Source organism: Polaromonas sp. P1_G1 (assembly GCF_056405595.1).
Window position 1 is genome coordinate 100,694 of sequence record NZ_JBFUBU010000024.1, and the last position, 19,724, is coordinate 120,417.

Consider the following 19,724-nt stretch of genomic DNA (forward strand, 5'->3'; position numbering starts at 1 on the left):
CTTGTTTATGTCAGTTTCTCTACCGTGTGCTGTGCCCGGCGACCAAGCGCAGGCCCGCTTGATATCCAATGGCGTGCCAGACCACAGTGAGGATGGCAGCCAATCCACGGATGATGAGCAGCAAGTCCATGGTCGAATTAAAGAAAGGCCGGCCAGCGCGCCGGATTCAGCAAATCGGAATCGGTCGTCGCGAGTGCATCCGGCGCCCGTCGCTGTCCGGATTCCGCACAGGCCAGAATTTCATTGAGTTGGTCCAGGCTGTCAACGCCAACCACGACACGGTCGATTTCCGGGTAGGAAAGAACATGGCCGAGTGCGGCGCGCAAAGGATTCACACCAGCACTGGTGACCCAGGCCCGCCATGACGACCACAGGGGCTCCCATCGCTCGAAGCCGGCAGGTGATTTCCCTGTTGCGCAAAGCAGCAGCCCTTGCAGAAAGGCCGAACGCACATGGATTTCAACGCCTTCGGCATGCAGCCGATGCAGCCAGCCCGAGGTGGCCAGCCGTCTGTCAAGCACATTGAAGGGCGCCTGGACAAGATCGAACACATACTGGGCGCAAAGCTCATCGAGCTCGGTCGGTTCGTAGATTGAAATCCCGATTTTTTCGACTTTCCCGGCGTGCTTGAGCTGCAACAGAGCCTGGTACAGCTGCCGCCCATCCGCACTCAGGAGCTGGCCGGGCCGATGCAGCAGCAAGCCGCGAAGACGCGGCACCCTTAGCCTTGCCAGCGAAGCATCCACATTCGCGGTAACCCACGCCTGTATGTCAGCGCACCCTTCAGGAATAGCCGGCAGCTTGGAAACAACATTCCAGCCTCCGACGCCGGCTTCGCCCAGTCGTTGCTCACTTTGGCCATAGGCAATCGCCGTGTCGATCGTGTCCATGCCGGCCGCTTGGGCGCGCGCAAGAATCTTGACGGCCGCGTGGGCCGTCACCTGGCCGTCGGTATTCGCGATACCGTAAGCCAGGCCGAACTGGGCGGTGCCGAGCGCCAGCTTCATCCAAGCAGCTCCAGCAACAAGGCAATGACGCCATCCTGTTGCGCATCGGTCAGGTCGACATACAGCGGCAGGCTTAGCGCTTGAGCGTAGTACGCGTTGGCTTGCGGATAGTCGGCGTTAACACATCCCAAGCGCTGGTAAAAGGGCTGCATGGTCACCGGGATGTAGTGGACCTGCGCGATCACGCCGCGCTGGCGCAGCTCGCCCATAAACACCGCGCGGGTGGTGCCCGCCGCGGCGAAGTCGATGCGCACCGGATAGAGGTGATGCGCGCTCCGGTCGCGGCCGGCCGTCTGGGCGGGCCTGATCAATTTTGACCCGGCAAAGGCCGCGTCGTAGCGTTTGGCGAGCGCGCGCCTGCGCGCAACAAACATGTCGAGCTTTTTCATTTGCGACACGCCGAGCGCGCACTGGATGTCGGTGATCCGGTAATGAAAGCCCAGCTCCTGCATCTCGTGGTACCAGGGATTGGGAACGCCGTCGGTCTGGGCGTTCTCCGGCAGCTGGTAGGTATCCGCTTCCTTGTTGATCCCGTGGCTGCGCAGGCGCAGCAGCTTGCGATAGGTTTCCTCATCGTTGGTGGTGATCAGCCCGCCTTCGCCGGTGGTGATCGACTTCACGGGATGGAACGAGAAAACGGTCATCAGCGAGTATTTGCAATTGCCTACCGGCGAACCGTYGGCATAACGCGAACCCAGGGCGTGGGCGGCGTCTTCAACAATCACCGCGCCGGCGCCGTCCGCCATCTTCTTGATGGCCGCCATGTCGCAAGGCAGGCCCGAAAAATGCACCGGGCTGATGACCCTGATCTCGGGATGCTCCTTCAGCTTCTTTTCGACGGCCGCCGGGGATATGTTGACCGTATCCGCATCCACGTCGGCAAACAGGGGCGTGCCGCCCGCATAGACTGCGGCGTTCGAGGTGGCCACAAAAGTGATGGGAGACGTCAAGAGCGCATTGCCGGGGCCCACCCCGGCAGCCAGTGCAGCCATGTGAAGAGCGGCTGTCCCGCTCGAAACAGCCACCGCATAACGGGCGCCCACGTAGTCGGCGACGGCTTGCTCAAACTGCGCGACCATGGGTCCCTGCGTCAGGGCGTTGCTGCGCAGGCAGGCCACCACCGCCTGGATGTCTTCTTCGTCAATATGTTGGCGTCCATAGGAAATCATGTTCACGATAGGTCCATTCTTATTTTGGGTTGACTGACTTCAGTAGTTCGGCGCCGCGCCCTGACAACTCCTGCTGGCGCAGCGCGGCCAGGAACTGTGGCACGCCGCCAAGGTCCCGTCCCAGGACCTCGCGCGCCTTGCGATTGTCCAGGGACATGTCATGCGGCCGCGCCGCCACGAGTTCGGAGCCATCGAAGCTGTGCCGCAAAAGCAGGTGTTCGGGCAGCGAGAAATCCTTTGCCAGAATGCAGGCAAACTCGTATTTGGACATGCGCTGATCGCCGACCAGGTTAAAAACGCCCGAAGCGCCCTTCTCCACCAGTTCATGCGCGGCCAGGGCCAGTGCATCGGCAAGAATCGGCGTGAAAAAAACATTGTCGAACAGGGACAGCTCCTTGCCGGCCCTCAGGTTGTAAATCAGCCAGTCGGTGAAGGACTGCCTCGTGGCATGGCCCCAGCCGAAAAAATTGGTGCGCACCACCAGCGCCGCGGGATTCACCTGCATTACGGCGGTTTCCGCGAGCGCCTTGGTCCTGCCGTAGTGGTTTACGGGCTGAGGCAGCTCGGCCTCCGTGCACATGCTTTGCCGGCCGGAGAAAAGATGATCCGTCGAGACATGAACCAGCGCGGCGCCCTGCGTGGCGGCGGCCTGCGCCACGTTTCTGGCGATTTCGACATTGGCCTGGTGGGCAAGCGCCGGAAGCTGTTCGCAGCGATCCACGCTGGTCAACCCCGCGGTATGGACGACAAGATCGGGTGAAACTTCTTCGAATTGGGTTCGCAGCCGGTCCGGATCATCCAGAACCAAAGGACGTGCGCTGACGCCGGCAAGCTCAACCGGATGCTGGTGTGTTCCCAGGGTCACGTCCCAGGTGCCGCGCAAGGCGCAGGCCCAATTGAGTGCAAGCAGCCCGCTTCCGCCGGTAATAAGGAGTCGCTTTTTTTTCATGCTGAATAAGGGCCAAAAATCCCGGCCAGGTGTGCAACCGACACGAAGCAGGAGAGCTCCAGGATGCGACGTCCAGAAGAAAGAACGGGTGCGGTCATTGCACTTGCACCACGGTTGCGGCCATCTGACGAAAGCCAGGGCTGGCAGCAAGCAACTCGCCATATGTGCCTTGCGCCGCTACACGACCACCCTCGAGTTCAAAAATCGTATCGCACTCCCTGACTGTGGTGAGCCGATGCGCGATCAGGATGATGGTCAGATGTGGGCCCAGCCCTTGGATAGCTTCCATGACAGACTGCTCCGTGGCGTTGTCCAGTGCACTGGTCGCCTCATCAAAGACGAGCACATCAGCTTCTTTATACAAGGCACGGGCAATCCCGATGCGTTGGCGTTGCCCCCCTGAAAGACGCACCCCACGCTCGCCAACTGCAGCGCTGTAACCGTCCGGATGCGCTTCTATGAACTCGGCAATATGCGCCTGCGCTGCGGCCTGGCGAACCCGTTCCATATTGATTTCCGCCGGCGGCACACCAAGCGCTATGTTTTGCGCCACTGTGGCATCAGCCAGAAAGATGCTCTGCGGCACATGCGCAATCGTGCGCTGCCACGCACGGATCTGATTCTGCGAAAGGGGTTGACCATCCACCAGAAACGCACCTTCCACCGGATTCACCAAGCCCATCAGCAAATCCAGCGTCGTGCTTTTCCCACTGCCCGTACTGCCGACGAAAGCGATTTTGGCCCCTTTAGGAATCTCCAGAGTCAGGCCGTCAAGCACCCACGGGCCGGCAGGCGAGTAACGAAACTTGACGTTTTCAAACCGTATCGAGTGCTTGAACCGCAACGGTAACGGAGGAGGCAACAGCAGCTCGGGCGGAACGGGTTGGTCCAGCAGGATGATGGTTTCAACGAGCGAGGCATGGCTTCCACGAATGGTGGCCCAGGCGTTATACGCCTGCTGCAGGGCGGGAAGCATCCGCTGCGCGCCTAGAGCCAGCGCGCCGAGGACAGGCAGTGCTGTGGCGATACCGCCAGGCTGGCGGCTTAAGCCGTACGCCAGAACGGCGATAAGGACCATGCCCAGTGACTCCATCGCGAAACGGGGGCTCCCGGCGAGGAACACATTGTTCCCCTGCGCGTGCCTGAGCTGCTGGCTGGACTGGTGAAATTCCGCGCAGTAGATGGGTTGAGTACCATCAAGAAGCACATCGCGGATGCCGCCCAAACCCTCCTGAAGCGCTTTGACAACCTGAGTTTGCCCCGTAGCCATACGCTGACTGTTGCGCTTTAACTTGCGGCGCGACAGCGTCGAGATCAGTCCATATGCGCCGCCAAAGGCAATGGCAGACACAAGGGCGATCTTCGGGTCGATGGCAATAAGTGCCAACATGATTGCGCCCAACAATACCGTCGAGCTAATCAGTGTCAATACCTGATTGAGCACGGAGACTGCCGTAGCGACCTTGCTGGTAATCCCGCTGATCACTTCACTGCTGTTGCGTGAGATGTGGACGGGATAGGGCTGATACAGCGTGCGGCGATAAATATCAAGGCTGAGATCGGCGCCGCTGCCGAAAGCAAGCCGCGTGCTCATCCACAGCAAGGCTATTCGCAGGACACCCGCCACAACGGCAGCCACAGCAAATGCCACGGTAATGGGGAAAAGCAGTTGGTCAGCGGAAGCAAGCCCCAGAGACTGGGCCGTGGACGCCACCCCCGGATAGGCATAGACCCGCTCCGGCGCGGTCAGGATTCCCAGAAAGGGCAATACAGCCCCCAAACTCACCACTTCAGCGAAAGCACTGAGCAGCATCAGGCCCAACAGCAGAAAGAATTGCCCGCGCCGGCGCCGGCTCAAGTGGAACCACAGGCGGACAAGCAACCCCCTGCCGGCCGGTGCGCCGACCTCATTGGCCTTCATGACCGTGCACCCATCGCCGCACCCGGCTCGGCGGCATCCGGTGCAGCGCCCTCGGCGCTTTCCAGTTCCCGCCTCAACTGTTGTATTTCCTGGTTCAGGGCTTCGTATTCGGAAACCTTCCGTTTCAAAAACCGGGCGGTCAGATTGGCCTTTTCGGCAATCCCAGCGGGAGTGAGCAGATAGGCATACGCAAGCTTGTTATCGCTGCTGCGAAAATTCTGCACCTTGATCAGCCCTTTGCTCATCAGTGCCTTGAGGCAGTAGTTGGTCTTGCCAAGACTGATCCCTAGCGCATCCGCCAGGCCGCGTTGATTGACTCGCGGATTTGTCTGCAGCAAACGTAGCACCTGCAAATGGGATTCTTCAGTGGACATTTTTAAATTTGGACCGACCAGATAAGGACCAGATAAGGGTAAGACCCTTCAATCCACCAGCCGGAAGCACCTCGAGGGAAAGGAGGGGGCGGGACAGGGCTTGTTCAATTGATGAACAGTATAGCTCCATGAAACTCCTTTTTCCACCTCACCGAGGCGGCCCGGAGCTCGCGCCAAGGTTTGCGGACGGCGTCACCGGACACGGCGCCGTTGGCTGATGTGATATCCCAGCCGGCGCAGAAGCTCAATCAGGGGCTGATGGTGCTGCGCAGTCATTCGTGGTGATCCATCGTCTTGAAGCCAAGATGCTTGATCAGTTCGTTACGCCCGGCGGCCTTGAAATCTTCGCGCACCATTTCAATGGCCGAGCCGAACATGCCCCGATGGCCGGCGACATAAATTTTTGCGGCGCCCCTTATCGGTCACTCCGTCCGTACCGATCTTCAAAACGGACGATATCGTCTTCACCCAAATAGCTACCCGACTGCACTTCAATAATTTCCAATGGGATCGTGCCGGGGTTGGTCAGGCGATGAATTTCGCCCAAGGGGATATAAGTGGATTGGTTTTCGGTAAGCATGATCGTCTTGTCCCCGCAGGTGATCTCCGCCGTACCCTTTACCACTACCCAATGCTCTGCCCGGTGATGATGTTTTTGCAGACTGAGACTTGCTTTGGGTTTGACCTGGATGCGCTTGACCTTGAAACGCGGCCCATCGTCAATGCTGTCGTACCAGCCCCAGGGGCGATAGACCTTGCGGTGCATCGCGAGCTCTTCCCGCCCGCCAGCAGTGAGCTGGTTGACGATGTGCTTGACGTCCTGGCTGCAAGATTGATCAACCACCAGGACAGCATCGGGCGTTTCGATAACGATGAGGTTGTCCACGCCAACAAGGCTGACAAGACGGCTGGTGGCATGTACCAGGGTATTCCGGCTGTCAACGGTTAAGACATCCCCAAAGCAGGCATTGCCCTTGTCGTCCTTGGGTAGAACTTTCCAGACGGCATCCCAAGCGCCGAGGTCACTCCAGCCTGCATCGAGCGGTACCATCCTTAGTGAAAAATCGCTACCGCAGCAGCGTTCCATCACGGCGTAATCGACGGATTCGGCAGGGACGGCGGTGAATTCCTGCTTTCCGGGGCGAACAAATTTCTGGTCGATGCTGCGCTTTTCCCATGCGGCGCGGGTTGCTTGGGCGATATCCGGGCGGAAGCATTCCAGCGCCGCCATCCACACCGAGGCCTTCAGCACGAACATTCCCGCATTCCAGTAATACCCGCCCGCATCGAGATAACGCCTTGCCATTGCGGCATCGGGCTTCTCAACAAAACGTTCCACCGTGAAACTTGGTGCCGGCGAGACGGCATTTGATACGGCCTTGATGTAACCATAACCGGCTTCCGGCCGATCCGGCGTAATACCAAGGATGACAATGCCACCGGTGGCAGCTTCGCGAATCGCTGCTTGCATGGCAGTAACGAAAGCCGGCTGATCGGCAACGATTTGATCAGCAGGGGTCACGAGCAGAACAGGATCATCTCCATTTTCCATCGCAGCAAGGGCCGCCAAAGTCAGAGCTGCCGCAGTATTACGTCCCACGGGTTCAAGAAGCGAACACCCCAGCTCAATCCCTACTTCGCGCAACTGCTCCTGCGCCAGAAAGCGGTGCTCCTCATTGGTAACGATGCACAGAGCCGTAACATTGATTTGCGCATCACCTACGCTCATCAACCGCTTCGTAGCCAGTTGAAACAGGCTCTCTTCACCCGTGAGGCAAAGGAACTGCTTGGGAAACCCCGTTCGCGAAAGCGGCCAGAGCCTCGTTCCGGATCCACCGCAGAGAACTACCGGCCTTGCTTGAATCGTAGGTAAGCTCATTCGTTGTCGATCCCGGTTTTCAATTGCTCGATTCCCCTTGCAACGACTCATACTCCGCCATCCCTGTCGGCGTCAGCAGATAGGCATACGCAAACTTGTTATCGCTGCTGCGAAAATTCTGTACCTTAATCGGCAGAGGGAGCGGGACGGAGCTTGTTCAATTGATGAACAGTATAGCTCCATGAAACTCCTTTTTCCACCTCACCGAGGCGGCCCGGAGCTCGCGCCAAGGTTTGCGGACGGCGTTACCGCAAATTTACGTCGGCATAGAATCGAGCGTCACATGCTGCTGCGTGGAAATTACAGGGGTTACCCGGGAGGCTGGGTATTAAAGAATCAAACATGAAAAATTCAAACCAGCAAAAGGCGCGGTTCCTTTGAAGCGGCTATTCGACCTGGCCCTGGCCATTCTGCTGTCGGGCGTTCTGGCCCTTCCCATCCTGATCGTAGCCATCCTGGTCCGGCTCACATCCGCCGGTCCCGCTTTGTACTGGTCTGATCGCGTTGGCCGACGGAATCGGATATTCAGGATGCCCAAGTTCAGGAGCATGCGCACGGGTACGCCGGCGGTTGCCACGCATTTGCTGGCGAACCCGGCGGCGCACCTGACCCCCATCGGTCCATTTCTGCGCAAAAGCAGCCTCGACGAACTCCCGCAGCTTTGGAGCATCCTGGTCGGCGACATGAGCTTTGTGGGGCCGCGGCCGGCCTTGTTCAACCAGGATGACCTGGTTGCCTTGCGCACGGCGCAGGGGGTGCACGAACTGGTTCCGGGGCTCACGGGATGGGCGCAAATCAATGGCCGTGACGAACTGCCGATTCCCGAAAAAGTGGCGCTGGATGCAGAGTATCTGCGGCGGCGATCACTCTGGTTTGATATCCGGATTTTGTGGCTGACCGCGGCCAAGGTGCTGCGCCGCGACGGCGTTTCCCACTAAGCCGCATAACCGGCATAACCCCTACGATGCGAAGTCAATGATCAAACAGAAATTGCTGGGCCAATCACGGCGCGTCAAGCAACTCGTGGTGGCGTTCGCGGACGTCGTCATGGGTATTGTGGCCGTATGGATCGCCTACTCGCTGCGGCTGGACGCTTTGCACTGGCCCTATAGCGTCCACCAGTGGTGGCCTTACGCGCTGGCACCGGTATTGGCCGCTCCGATCTTCTGGCGCAATGGCCTTTACCGGGCAGTTTTCCGGCATAGCGGCCTGGCGGCGATGCGGGCGCTGGTGATTGCCGTATCGCTGTACGCGGTGCTGTTTTCCGGGCTGCTGGTATTCATGTCATGGCCGGACGTGCCGCGCTCCCTTGGCCTGCTGCAACCCCTGATACTGATACTCCTAGTGGGCGGCAGCCGGGCTGCCGCGCGGCAATGGCTGAGCAGTCTTTCAGCCGGTCAGCGCCGGGGCCTGCCAGTCAGCCGCCTGCTGATTTACGGTGCGGGCTCCGCAGGCGTGCAGATCGCCAATGCCATCGCCACCTCCCATGAATTCAAACTGCTGGGATTTGTTGACGATAGCCGGGCGCTGCAGGGCTTGACCATCAACCATGTGCCGGTTTATGCGCCGGCAGAGCTGCCCGGCCTGGTGAAACAACTCGAGATCACCGACCTGCTGCTGGCCTTGCCGTCCATCACCCGTGCCCGCCGCAACGAGATCCTGAACGAACTACAGCCCTTGCCGGTCCACGTGCGCTCCCTGCCCGGCCTCACGGATGTTGCCCATGGCCGCGTGGCGCTGGCGGACATCAAAGACCTTGATGTGGAAGATTTGCTGGGCCGCGATCCCGTGCCGCCCGATCGCGCGCTGCTGGCGCGCAACCTGAAGGGCAAAGTGGTGCTGGTCACCGGCGCCGCAGGCAGCATCGGCAGCGAGTTGTGCCGCCAGATACTGCAGGAGCGGCCCGCGCGCCTGATCCTTGTCGAACACAGCGAGTTCGGCCTCTACAGCATCCACCAGGAGCTGGGTCACCTATGCCGGCGCATTGCCGAACATGGCGAGGCCGTGGAAATTGCCCCCTTGCTGGCCAATGTCCGCGACTACGGCCGCATGCTGGAAATCTGCCGGGCCTACCAGCCGCACACGATTTACCACGCAGCCGCCTACAAACACGTTCCGCTCGTCGAAAGCAATCCCGCCGAGGGGGTCGCCAACAATGTGCTGGGCACCTTCAATGCGGCACGCGCCGCGATAGAAACCGGTGTCAGCCATTTCGTGCTCGTGTCCACCGACAAGGCCGTGCGGCCCACCAACGTCATGGGCGCCAGCAAGCGTCTCGCCGAGATGGTGTTGCAAGCGCTCTCCGCAACGCCGGCCCCGAGTTTCGGCCCTGGAGCCCCTGCAGTGAACAACCGCACGCGCTTTGCCATGGTCCGCTTCGGCAACGTCCTGGGCAGCAGCGGCAGTGTCGTGCCGCTGTTTCGGCGCCAGATTGAAGCCGGCGGCCCGATCACCCTGACCCATGCCGACGTGACGCGCTATTTCATGACCATCCCCGAGGCCGCCCAGCTCGTGCTGCAGGCGGGCGCCATGGCCGAAGGCGGCGAAGTCTATGTGCTGGACATGGGCCAGCCGGTGCGCATCATCGACCTGGCGCGCCGCATGGTGAAGCTCTCCGGCTTCACGGTGCGCGACGAAAACCGCCCCGACGGCGACATCGCGATCGAAGTCACCGGTTTGCGCCCCGGCGAGAAGTTGTATGAAGAGCTGCTGATCGGCGACAACCCCGTCGCGACGCTGCATCCCCGCATCCTCAAGGCGCACGAAGAGTTCGTGCCCTGGGCGGATTTCCGCGGAGACCTGGAAGTGCTCAAGCAGGCGGTGAAAGCCAACGACACCGCCACCTTGCGGATATTGCTGCTCAAGCACGTCAGCGGGTTCACACCCGACGCCCAGGACAGCGACCTCGTCGGCCTGGCAAGCCTTTAAGAACCCACGGGTTCTAGGGTGCGGACACCGCCTCTTTAAAGCTCAAACCCGCGGCATCCTTGCCTGAAAGCAGGGGCGAGCCGCCTTCCAGGGGCCAGGCGATCCCCAGCGTGGGGTCGTTCCAGACAATGCAGCGCTCCTGCTCGGGCGCATAGTAGTCGGTCGTTTTGTACAGGAATTCCGCGCTATCGCTGAGCACCAGGAAGCCGTGCGCAAGGCCGGGCGGCACCCACAGCTGCCGGTGATTCTCCTCGCTGAGCTCCAGGCCGAACCATTGGCCGAAAGTCGGCGACGCGGGACGGATATCAACCGCGACGTCGAAGACGGCACCCCGCACGACGCGCACCAGCTTGCCTTGCGGCTGCCCGACCTGGTAGTGCAGGCCGCGAAGCACGTTTTTTGCCGACCGGCTGTGGTTGTCCTGGACAAAGCTGAAATCGGTGCCGGTCGCGGCATTGAACGCGCGCTGGTTGAAACTCTCCAGGAAGAAGCCGCGCTGGTCACCAAACACCCGGGGTTCGATGATGAGCACGTCGGCGATCGGCGTGGGTGTGACTTTCATGGCCGGCCGACCTCCTTCAAAAGGTTCTGCAGGTACTGGCCGTAGCCGCTTTTTGCCAGCGGCTCGGCGAGCTTCTGCAACTGGGCGTCGTCAATGAATCCGTTGCGCCAGGAGATTTCCTCCGGGCAGGCGATCTTGAGTCCCTGGCGGTGCTCCAGCGTCGCGATGAACTGGCTGGCATCCAGCAAGCTGTCGTGGGTCCCGGTATCAAGCCAGGCATATCCGCGCTGCATGATCTGCACTTTCAGCTGGTTTTGTTCCAGGTAACGCTGGTTGACCGTGGTGATTTCAAGCTCACCGCGAGCGCTTGGCTTGATCGACTTGGCAATCTCGACGACCTGGGCATCATAAAAATACAGGCCCGTGACGGCGTAATGGCTTTTGGGCTCGGCCGGTTTTTCTTCAATGCTGCGCGCGCGTCCAGTGGTATCAAACGCCACGACACCGTAGCGTTCCGGGTCTTTCACGTGATAGGCAAACACCGTCGCACCCGACGTTTCGGCATCCGCTTCGCTGAGCAGCTTGTGCAGGTCGTGGCCGTAAAAAATATTGTCGCCCAGCACCAGGGCGCTGGGCGCGCCGTTCAGAAATTTCTCCCCGATGATGAAGGCCTGGGCCAAGCCGTCGGGGCTGGGTTGCACGGCGTATTGAAGGTTCATGCCCCACTGCGATCCATCCCCCAGGAGCTGCTCGAAGCGCGGCGTATCCTGCGGCGTGCTGATGATCAGCACCTCGCGGATGCCGGCGATCATGAGTGTGCTCAGCGGGTAATACACCATGGGCTTGTCGTACACCGGCAGCAGCTGTTTGCTGATGGCCAATGTGGCCGGATGCAGGCGGGTGCCGGAGCCGCCGGCCAGGATGATGCCTTTGCGTTGAGTCATGTGTGAGCGATCAGGTAATTTCTGCCAGCATGCGGGCCACGCCCTGCTGCCATGCCGGAAGCTGCAGGCCAAAGGCGCCACGAAGTTTGGCGGTGTTCAAGCGCGAATTATGCGGGCGCAGCGCCGGTGTCGGGAAGGCCGATGTGGCGACAGGATCCACGGTCTCCGGTGAGGCCTTGAGCGCCCTGCCGCTTTTCGCCGCGCAATCGAGAACAAAGCGCGCATAACCGTGCCAGGACGTTTCGCCCGCGGCCGCCACGTGGTAGATCCCGGCAAAGCCCGCTGTGGACCCCGTGAGCGCGCCGCGCAGCATGTGGGCCGTGACGTCGGCCAGCAGGTCGGCCCCTGTGGGCGCTCCGAACTGGTCGCTGACGACCGTCAGGCGGTCGCGCTCGGCAGCCAGGCGCAGCATGGTCTTGGCGAAGTTACCGCCCCGGGCCGCATAGACCCAGCTGGTGCGAAGAATGAGGTGCCGGGCACACAGGGCGGCGATGCGCTGCTCACCTTCCAGCTTTGTCCGGCCGTAGACGCTGAGCGGACCGGTCGGATCGCTTTCTTCCCAGGACTTGCTGCCGCTGCCGTCAAACACATAGTCCGTCGAGTAATGGACCAGCCATGCACCGGCGGCGTCCGCCGCTTGCGCCAGCACGCCCGGCGCTTCGGCATTGACGGTATGCGCGGTGCCGGCATCGCTTTCGGCCTTGTCGACGGCGGTGTAGGCGGCGGCATTGACGATGGCGTCAGGCCGAACCTGGCGCACCGTCTCGCGGATGCCGTCCAGATTGGCGAGGTCGCCGCAAAAGTCATTGCTGTGGCGATCCAGCGCGACCAGCTCGCCCAGGGGCGCCAGGCTGCGCTGCAGCTCCCAGCCCACTTGGCCGTTCTTGCCGAAAAGCAGTATCTTCATGCGCGCGCTCAGGCCGCGGCCGCCGCGTACTGGGCATCGACCCAGTCGCGGTAAGCACCGCTCTGCACATGGGTGACCCATTCAGGGTTGTCCAGGTACCACTGCACGGTCTTGCGGATGCCGGTTTCAAAGGTTTCGGCGGGCTTCCAGCCCAGTTCGCGCGTCATCTTGGCAGCATCGATCGCGTAGCGGCGGTCGTGGCCCGGCCTGTCCTTGATGAAGCTCACCTGTTCGCGGTAGCTGCCACCGGCGCGCGGGCGCAACTCGTCGAGCAGCGCGCACACCGCATGGACGATGTCGATGTTCGGTTTCTCGTTGTTGCCGCCGATGTTGTAGGTCTCGCCGGGCTTGCCGGCTTCGAGCACGCGGCGAATGCCGCTGCAGTGGTCCTTGACGTACAGCCAGTCGCGCACCTGCTGGCCGTCGCCATAGACTGGCAGCGGCTTGCCGGCCAGGGCGTTGACGATCATCAGCGGGATCAGTTTTTCCGGGAAATGATAGGGGCCGTAATTGTTGGAGCAATTGGTGGTGAGCACCGGCAGGCCGTAGGTGTGGTGATAGGCCCGGGTCAGGTGGTCGCTGGCCGCCTTGCTGGCCGAATAGGGGCTGTTCGGCTCGTAGCGATTGGTTTCGCTGAAGGCCGGGTCGGCGGGTTTGAGCGAGCCGTAAACCTCGTCGGTGGAAACCTGCAGGAAGCGGAACACGGCCTTCGCGCCGTCCGGCAGGCCGGCCCAGTACTGGCGCACGGCTTCCAGCAGGCGGAAGGTGCCGACGATGTTGGTCTGGATAAATTCTTCGGGATCCGCGATGGAACGGTCCACATGCGACTCCGCCGCGAAATGGAGCACGGCACGCGGCTTGTGCCTGGCCAGCAGTTCAGCGACCAGGGCCCTGTCGCCGATGTCGCCCTTGACAAAAACATGCCGCGGATCGCCCTGGAGGGGCGCCAGTGTTTCCATGTTGCCGGCGTAGGTGAGCTTGTCCAGGTTGACGACCGGCTCGTCGCTGCCTGCCAGCCAGTCAAGAACAAAATTGGCGCCGATAAATCCGGCTCCCCCCGTAACCAAAATCATGAGCTCACCTTCCATGCGCCGCTGCAGTGCGGCACCGGCTCACATTATGCCCTCGGCCTCGCGGCGGGAAGGCCTGGCGGCAAGGGCCGCCGCCCCGGTCAGAAGTGAATCCCGCGCATCATCTGCTGCATGGCCACGGCCTCGGCGGACAGCTGCGGTTTGGCGCCCTTCTCGCCCTTGGCGGCCGAAGAGTCGGGGAACATGCGGAAGCTGGTGTTCATGGCGATCTGCGCGATGCGCGGCACCAGCGCGTGCATCAGCTGGCCGGTGATGCCCAGGCGCGTGGCGACGCGCACCGGCTTGAAGATGCAGGCCTGCGCGATCATGTCGGCGGCTTCCTCGGGGGACAGCGTCGGCACGTTGTTGTAGAGGTTGGTGGGCGCGATCATGGGTGTGCGCACCAACGGCATGTTGATGGTGGTGAAGCTGATGCCGACGTCGGCGAACTCGCTCGACGCGCAGCGCGTCCAGGCGTCCAGCGCGGCCTTGGAGGCCACATAGGCCGAAAAGCGCGGTGCGTTGGTCAGCACGCCGATGGAACTGATGTTGACCACATGGCCCTTGCGCTTGGCCGCCATGCCGGGCAGCAGGCCCATGGTCACGCGCAGGCAGCCGAAGTAGTTGAGCTGCATGGTGCGCTCGTAGTCATGGAAGCGGTCGTAGCTGGCCTCGATGGCGCGGCGTATGGAGCGGCCGGCGTTGTTGATCAGGAAATCGACGCCGCCGTGGTTGGCGATCAGCAGCTTGAGGAAACGGTCGCAGTCGGCCATGTCGGCGATATCGGCCGGGTAGGCCACGAACTGGTAGCCCTTGGCCTTGGCTTCCTTGCAGGCTTCGTCGAGCTTGTCCTGGTCGCGCCCGCAGATGACCGTGACCGCGCCGGCCTCGGCGAACTTGTGCGCCGCGGCCAGGCCTATGCCGGAAGAGCCGCCGGTGACCAGCACCACCTTGCCGCCCACGGTGCCCTTGAGCGAGCGGTCGATGTGCAGGTCGGGATCCAGGTGGCGCTCCCAATAGTCCCACAGGCGCCAGGCGTAGTCCTTGAGGTTGGGGCACTCGATGCCGGCGCCCTTGAGCGCGGCCATGGTCTCGCGGCAGTCGAAACGGGTCGGGTAGTTGACGAAGGTCAGCATGTCCTCGGGCAGGCCCAGGTCGGCCAGCACCGCGTTGCGCACGCGCCGCACCGGCGCCAGCGCCATCAGGCTCTTCTTGACGCCGCGCGGGATGAAACCCAGCAAGGCGGCGTTGATGAACAGGTTCATCTTGGGCGCGTGGGCTGCACGGCTGAAGATGTCCAGCACGTCGCCGACGCGGTAACCCACCGGGTCCACCAGGTGGAAGCATTTTTTGGCGATGCCGGTCTTGTGGCTGATGTGGTCCAGCGCGTCGACCACGAAGTCGACGGGGACGATGTTGATGCGCCCGCCTTCCAGGCCCACGGCCGGCATCCAGGGCGGCAGCAGCTGGCGCATGCGCTGGATCAGCTTGAAGAAATAGTAGGGGCCGTCGATTTTGTCCATCTCGCCGGTGGTGCTGTCGCCGACCACCATGGCGGGTCGGAACACCGTCCAGGGCACCTTGCATTCCTTGCGCACGATTTTTTCGCTCTCGTGCTTGGTCATGAAGTACGGGTGCTCGTAGTTCTCGGCCTCCTCGAACATGTCCTCGCGGAACACGCCTTCATAGAGGCCGGCCGCGGCGATGGAGCTCACGTGGTGGAAGTGCCCGGCATCGATGGCCTTGGCGAACTCCACCGCGCTGCGCGTGCCCTCGATGTTGACGGCGATCTGGCTTTCCTCGTCGGCGCCCAGGTCGTAGACCGCGGCCAGATGGTAAAAATGCCCAACCTGGCCCTTGAGCTTCTTGATGTCCTCGCTGCTGACGCCCAGTTTCTTGCTCGTCAGGTCGCCGTGGATGGCGACAGCCCGCGCGGCGCTGACGCCCCAGTACTCCCTCAGTGCCGCCACTTTGCCGGCGCTTTCCTTGCGGATCAGGAAATGAACGGTCGTGCCTTTTCGTTCCAGAAGTTTTTTGACCAGGCGTTTGCCGATGAAGCCTGTGGCCCCCGTGACGAAATAATGCATGTTGTGTTTTCTCCGCTGAACTGTCGATCGAAAACTGATTCTTGCTTAAAGCGCATCACTCTCTATTCAGCAGAAACCCGCGCTCAGCGGCTCGGGGCGTGCTTTTCCATAGAGCGGGGCACCTAAACAGCGCCGCGGGGAAGGCTTATATTTTCCGGTCTATGCGGCATACTGTCCGCGCAAATCCACAACCCTCACTGTCTGGAGTCCACCATGGTCAAGAAACTGCAAAAAATGAGCGCCGACAAAAAATCCGGTCCCCAGCTGTCGGGCGCCGTCAAAGAGTCCGCGCAGCAAATCTGGCTGGCCGGCCTGGGCGCCTTCTCCAAGGCGCAGGAAGAAGGCGGCAAAGTGTTTGAAACCCTGGTCAAGGAAGGCCTGTCCATCCAGCGCAAAACCCAGGCCGTCGCCGAAGGGAAAATCTCCGAGGCCACCAACAAGATGGCCACCATGGCCACCGACATCCAGTCCAAAGCCGGCCACCAGTGGGACAAGCTCGAAAACATTTTTGAAGACCGTGTCGCCAAGGCCCTGAACAAGCTTGGCGTGCCTTCCGCCAAGGACGTGGACGCACTGATCGCGCGCATCGACGAACTGAACCGCAACGTGCAAAAGATGAGCGGCAAGGCCCCGGCCGCCAAGACCGCAGCAAAGCCCGCCACCAAAAAGGCGCCGGCCGCCAAGCGCCCAGCCGCGCGCAAGTCGGCTTAAGCACTTCGAGCTTCACCAGAAAAAGGGACATGCCGTCCCTTTTTTTACGCCTGTGCGCGCCTCTCCGCCTGCGCGGTTTTGCTGCAAAGCAGCAATTATTTCCGGGGCCGCCGTCTACACTTTCTTTCCATGACCTCTGCCAAGCGTTCAAAAAGCAAACCCTCCACGAGCCAGCCGCGCATTGCCTTGGCCCTCGCCGGGGGAGGCCCATTGGGGGCCATTTACGAGATCGGCGCCCTCTGCGCGCTCGATGAATCCCTGCAAGGCATCTCCTTCACCGAACTGCACCACTATGTCGGTGTCTCCGCCGGCGGTTTTATCGCGGCCGGCCTGGCCAACGGCATGACGCCGCGCGAACTGTGCGCGGCCTTCATCGAAAACGGCGACAAAGCGTCAGAGGTGTTCGACCCGGCCTGGCTGATGGTGCCGGCTTATGGCGAATTTTTGCGGCGCGGCATCACCCTGCCCGGCCTGGCCGCGTCGGCCGCATGGCGCGCCACCTTTGGCCGCAAGTCTTTTGTGCATGCACTGGAGGCGCTGGGGCCGGCCCTGCCCACGGGCATTTTTGCCAACGACAAAGTCGACACGCAACTCGAAAAACTGTTTTCCAAGCCTGGGCGCACCAACGACTTCCGCAAGCTCCGCACGCGCCTGACGCTGGTGGCGACCAACCTGGACAGCGGCGACGCCGCGCCCTTCGGCCGCCCCGGCTGGGACCATGTGCCCATCTCCAAGGCCGTCCAGGCCAGTTCGGCCCTGCCGGGCCTGTTCCCGCCGGTGGAGATCGACAGCCACTACTACGTGGACGGCGCCCTCAAGAAGACCATGCACGCCGGCGTGGCCATGGATGAGGGCATAGACCTGATGTTCTGCCTGAACCCGCTGGTGCCCTTCAATTCCACGCGCGCTCCCCGGCTGGCCATGGACCAGCGCGTCATGCGCCGCGGCCTGCCGCCTGAAAAGCAGGCCATCCCGCGCATCGTCAGCGGCGGCCTGCCCGCGGTGATGAGCCAGACCTTCCGCTCCATGATCCATTCACGGCTGGAGCTGGGCATGAAGCACTACGAGCACGCCTATCCCGACACCGACATCGTGCTGCTGGAGCCCGACCATCGCGATGCCGAGCTGTTCCTGGCCAATACCTTCAGCTACCGTCAGCGCCGCGAACTGGCCGAGCACGCCTACCAGCAGACCCGGCAGATGCTGCGCTCGCGCAAGACCACGCTGTCGGCCAAGCTCGCGCGGCACGGCGTGACCTTGAACCTGGACGTTCTGGAGGACCCCAAGCGCCATCTGGTGGCCGCCAGGCCGGCTGCCACCCGCGTGGGCCGCGCCATCGCCTCGCTGGAGGAAGTCATGGAGGATTTAAGCCATGCGCTGCAACCGGCCTCCCGCGTGGGGGTCGCGGCGTAACCCAAAGGTTCTCCATGGGCGGATATTGAGGCTTGGTGGACTTCCCTAGTTTCGCGCCGGCCAGCGCCGGGTTAGAGTTCAAGAACAATACGAGGTAGACAACTTATGGCGAAAAAAGCGCCGCGCCGTACAGCAGAGCGGATTCTGGAGGTCACCCTGGACCTCTTCAACCGCTTTGGCGAGCCCAATGTGTCGACCACCTTGATCTCGGCCGAGCTCAACATCAGCCCCGGCAACCTCTATTACCACTATCCCGCCAAAGACGAGCTCATCAACTCGCTGTTCGACCGTTACGAAAAATCCCTGGGCGAACTGCTCAACGCCAGCGACGGCGTGCGCGACGTGGAAGACGCCTGGTTTTTCATGCACACGCTGTTCGAGCTGATCTGGCAGTACCGTTTCCTCTACCGCGACCTCAACGACTTGCTGAGCAAGAACCGCCGGCTGGAAACCCACTTCCAGTGGGTGCTCAAGAACAAGACCCGCGCCATCAAGAGCCTGCTCGACGGCATGAGCCGCGCCGGCGCCGTGACGATTGACTCGCGCGAAGTCGAGGCCACGGCCACCAGCATGGTGGTGGTGCTCACCTACTGGCTCAGCTTCGAGTACGTGCGCGACCCGCGCAATGCGCTGGAGCCCGCCAATGCCCAGGCCGCGCTGCTGCGCGGCGCGCACCACGTGCTCAACCTGCTGATCCCCTACCTGGAGCAAAGCCAGCGCGCGCACCTGCAAGCCCTGGTCGGCGCTTACAGCAACCCGGCTTGAGTTCCTTCAAACAGCCCTCATTGATAACACCAACAATTTTTACAGGAGACAAGACACATGGCCAAATGGACCGCTTTTCCCCATGCCGGCGACTACGCATTTGATGCCGCCAGCCTGAAAAAGAGCTGGGCCCGCCTGCACACAGGCGACTGCGAGCCCCTGCCCAAGGACGCAGACGTGCTGCAGGCCTGGGTGCTGTTCCACAACGGTGAATTCCAGAAGGCCTCTGACGCGGGCCTCAAGGCCGGCGGAGACGGCATCACGGTGGCCAACAAGGCCGCCAGCATGTACGCCACCTACCTGGAAACCAAGGAAAAGGCCAAGCTCGACCTCTTCATGGAAGTCGCCGCCCGCGCCGAAGCCCAGCAAAAAGACGACCCGAAGAATGCCAACGCCTGGTACTGGCAGGCTTACGCGCTGGGCCGCTACAGCCAGGGCATCAGCGTGGCCAAGGCCCTGGCCCAGGGCCTGGGCACCAAGGTGAAGAACGCACTCGAGCAGGCCATCAAGCTCTCGCCCAAACACGCCGACGCCCACATCGCGCTGGCCGCCTTCCACGCCGAGGTGATCGACAAGGTCGGCTCGCTGATTGGCGGCATGACCTACGGCGCCAAGAAGGACGTGGGCCTGTCGCTCTACAAAGACGCCCTGAAACTGCACCCTGGCTCCGCCATCGGCATGATCGAGTACGCCAATGGGATGGTCATGCTTGAAGGCGACAAGAAGATGAAAGAAGCCACCAAGCTTTATGAGCAGGCTGCGGCGAGCAAGCCGCTGGACGCTACGGAGAGGTTGGATGTGGAGATGGCTAAGGCGGAGTTGGAAGACTAAGCTTGCGCTTGGCCGGGTCTTGCTCCGGCGGTGCGCGCTCTTCTGAGTTCTGCTGGCCGGGGGTAGCCCGGCGGCTACTCACTTTTCTTTTGCTTCGCCAAAAGAAAAKTAAGCAAAAGAAAAGGCGACCCTGGTTGCTGCGTCCCTACGCTGCGCTACGGGCAACCTGCGGTGCTCGGTCCAGACGGGGTCTCGCTAAACTCGCTTCGCTCAAACAACGCGATCCCTGATCCGTCTGGACCTCCGCTCCTCGGCGCATCCACAAGG

The 19,724-nt window shown here is 61.7% G+C and carries 17 protein-coding genes; 6 read left to right on the top strand and 11 right to left on the bottom strand.

Going from position 1 to position 19,724, the window contains the following annotated elements; all coding sequences use genetic code 11:
• Positions 1 to 137 precede the first annotated feature (137 nt).
• The 6 genes from AC1D1Y_RS13835 to AC1D1Y_RS13860 form a co-directional block, all read right to left on the bottom strand.
• Complete coding sequence (locus tag AC1D1Y_RS13835) at positions 138 to 1,007, bottom strand: aldo/keto reductase (RefSeq protein ID WP_477682826.1); 870 nt, start codon at positions 1,005 to 1,007, stop codon at positions 138 to 140.
• Positions 1,004 to 2,176: a UDP-4-amino-4,6-dideoxy-N-acetyl-beta-L-altrosamine transaminase gene (gene pseC / locus AC1D1Y_RS13840; RefSeq protein WP_477682843.1), complete on the bottom strand. Its 1,173-nt coding sequence runs from the start codon at positions 2,174 to 2,176 to the stop codon at positions 1,004 to 1,006. Before pseC ends, AC1D1Y_RS13835 begins: the two co-directional genes overlap by 4 nt.
• Before the next feature lie 19 nt (positions 2,177 to 2,195).
• Complete coding sequence (locus tag AC1D1Y_RS13845) at positions 2,196 to 3,287, bottom strand: SDR family oxidoreductase (protein ID WP_477682827.1); 1,092 nt, start codon at positions 3,285 to 3,287, stop codon at positions 2,196 to 2,198.
• On the bottom strand, positions 3,220 to 5,046 hold the full coding sequence (locus AC1D1Y_RS13850; RefSeq protein ID WP_477682828.1) for an ABC transporter ATP-binding protein: 1,827 nt from the start codon (positions 5,044 to 5,046) through the stop codon (positions 3,220 to 3,222). The genes AC1D1Y_RS13845 and AC1D1Y_RS13850 overlap by 68 nt, the downstream gene beginning before the upstream one ends.
• A complete protein-coding gene (locus tag AC1D1Y_RS13855; protein ID WP_477652832.1) occupies positions 5,043 to 5,420 on the bottom strand; it encodes a MarR family EPS-associated transcriptional regulator in 378 nt (125 codons plus the stop codon). Before AC1D1Y_RS13855 ends, AC1D1Y_RS13850 begins: the two co-directional genes overlap by 4 nt.
• 415 nt (positions 5,421 to 5,835) lie before the next feature.
• Positions 5,836 to 7,299: a mannose-1-phosphate guanylyltransferase/mannose-6-phosphate isomerase gene (locus AC1D1Y_RS13860; RefSeq protein WP_477682829.1), complete on the bottom strand. Its 1,464-nt coding sequence runs from the start codon at positions 7,297 to 7,299 to the stop codon at positions 5,836 to 5,838.
• A gap of 377 nt (positions 7,300 to 7,676) precedes the next feature.
• Between AC1D1Y_RS13860 and AC1D1Y_RS13865 the strand changes: the two genes are divergently transcribed.
• Both AC1D1Y_RS13865 and AC1D1Y_RS13870 read left to right on the top strand, forming a co-directional pair.
• Entirely contained in the window at positions 7,677 to 8,237 is a 561-nt protein-coding gene (locus AC1D1Y_RS13865; protein WP_477682830.1) for a sugar transferase, read from the top strand.
• Positions 8,238 to 8,274: 37 nt separating this feature from the next.
• Positions 8,275 to 10,227 (top strand): polysaccharide biosynthesis protein, encoded by a 1,953-nt coding sequence (locus AC1D1Y_RS13870; protein ID WP_477682831.1) that lies wholly within the window; start codon positions 8,275 to 8,277, stop codon positions 10,225 to 10,227.
• A gap of 13 nt (positions 10,228 to 10,240) precedes the next feature.
• Here the strand turns inward: AC1D1Y_RS13870 and rfbC are convergent, their stop codons facing one another.
• The 5 genes from rfbC to AC1D1Y_RS13895 all read right to left on the bottom strand — a co-directional run bounded on the left by rfbC (position 10,241) and on the right by AC1D1Y_RS13895 (position 15,737).
• Positions 10,241 to 10,789 (bottom strand): dTDP-4-dehydrorhamnose 3,5-epimerase, encoded by a 549-nt coding sequence (gene rfbC / locus AC1D1Y_RS13875; protein WP_477682832.1) that lies wholly within the window; start codon positions 10,787 to 10,789, stop codon positions 10,241 to 10,243.
• Entirely contained in the window at positions 10,786 to 11,673 is an 888-nt protein-coding gene (gene rfbA, locus AC1D1Y_RS13880; protein ID WP_477682833.1) for a glucose-1-phosphate thymidylyltransferase RfbA, read from the bottom strand. Before rfbA ends, rfbC begins: the two co-directional genes overlap by 4 nt.
• Positions 11,674 to 11,683: 10 nt before the next feature.
• Positions 11,684 to 12,580, bottom strand: coding sequence for a dTDP-4-dehydrorhamnose reductase (gene rfbD / locus AC1D1Y_RS13885; protein WP_477682834.1), 897 nt, complete (start codon positions 12,578 to 12,580; stop codon positions 11,684 to 11,686).
• 8 nt (positions 12,581 to 12,588) lie between these two features.
• The gene (gene rfbB, locus AC1D1Y_RS13890; protein WP_477682835.1) at positions 12,589 to 13,653 is read right to left on the bottom strand and encodes a dTDP-glucose 4,6-dehydratase; all 1,065 of its coding nucleotides are present in this window, start codon (positions 13,651 to 13,653) and stop codon (positions 12,589 to 12,591) included.
• Positions 13,654 to 13,751: 98 nt separating this feature from the next.
• Positions 13,752 to 15,737: an SDR family oxidoreductase gene (locus tag AC1D1Y_RS13895; protein WP_477682836.1), complete on the bottom strand. Its 1,986-nt coding sequence runs from the start codon at positions 15,735 to 15,737 to the stop codon at positions 13,752 to 13,754.
• 213 nt (positions 15,738 to 15,950) lie between these two features.
• Here AC1D1Y_RS13895 and AC1D1Y_RS13900 point away from each other — a divergent pair, with 213 nt between their 5' ends.
• From AC1D1Y_RS13900 to AC1D1Y_RS13915, 4 genes are all read left to right on the top strand, one after another.
• On the top strand, positions 15,951 to 16,448 hold the full coding sequence (locus AC1D1Y_RS13900) for a phasin family protein (protein ID WP_477682837.1): 498 nt from the start codon (positions 15,951 to 15,953) through the stop codon (positions 16,446 to 16,448).
• Between the two features lie 129 nt (positions 16,449 to 16,577).
• A complete protein-coding gene (locus AC1D1Y_RS13905) occupies positions 16,578 to 17,861 on the top strand; it encodes a patatin-like phospholipase family protein (protein ID WP_477682838.1) in 1,284 nt (427 codons plus the stop codon).
• Between the two features lie 105 nt (positions 17,862 to 17,966).
• Entirely contained in the window at positions 17,967 to 18,626 is a 660-nt protein-coding gene (locus AC1D1Y_RS13910; RefSeq protein WP_477678014.1) for a TetR/AcrR family transcriptional regulator, read from the top strand.
• A 57-nt stretch (positions 18,627 to 18,683) separates the two neighbouring features.
• Complete coding sequence (locus tag AC1D1Y_RS13915) at positions 18,684 to 19,457, top strand: tetratricopeptide repeat protein (RefSeq protein WP_477682839.1); 774 nt, start codon at positions 18,684 to 18,686, stop codon at positions 19,455 to 19,457.
• Positions 19,458 to 19,724 lie beyond the last annotated feature (267 nt).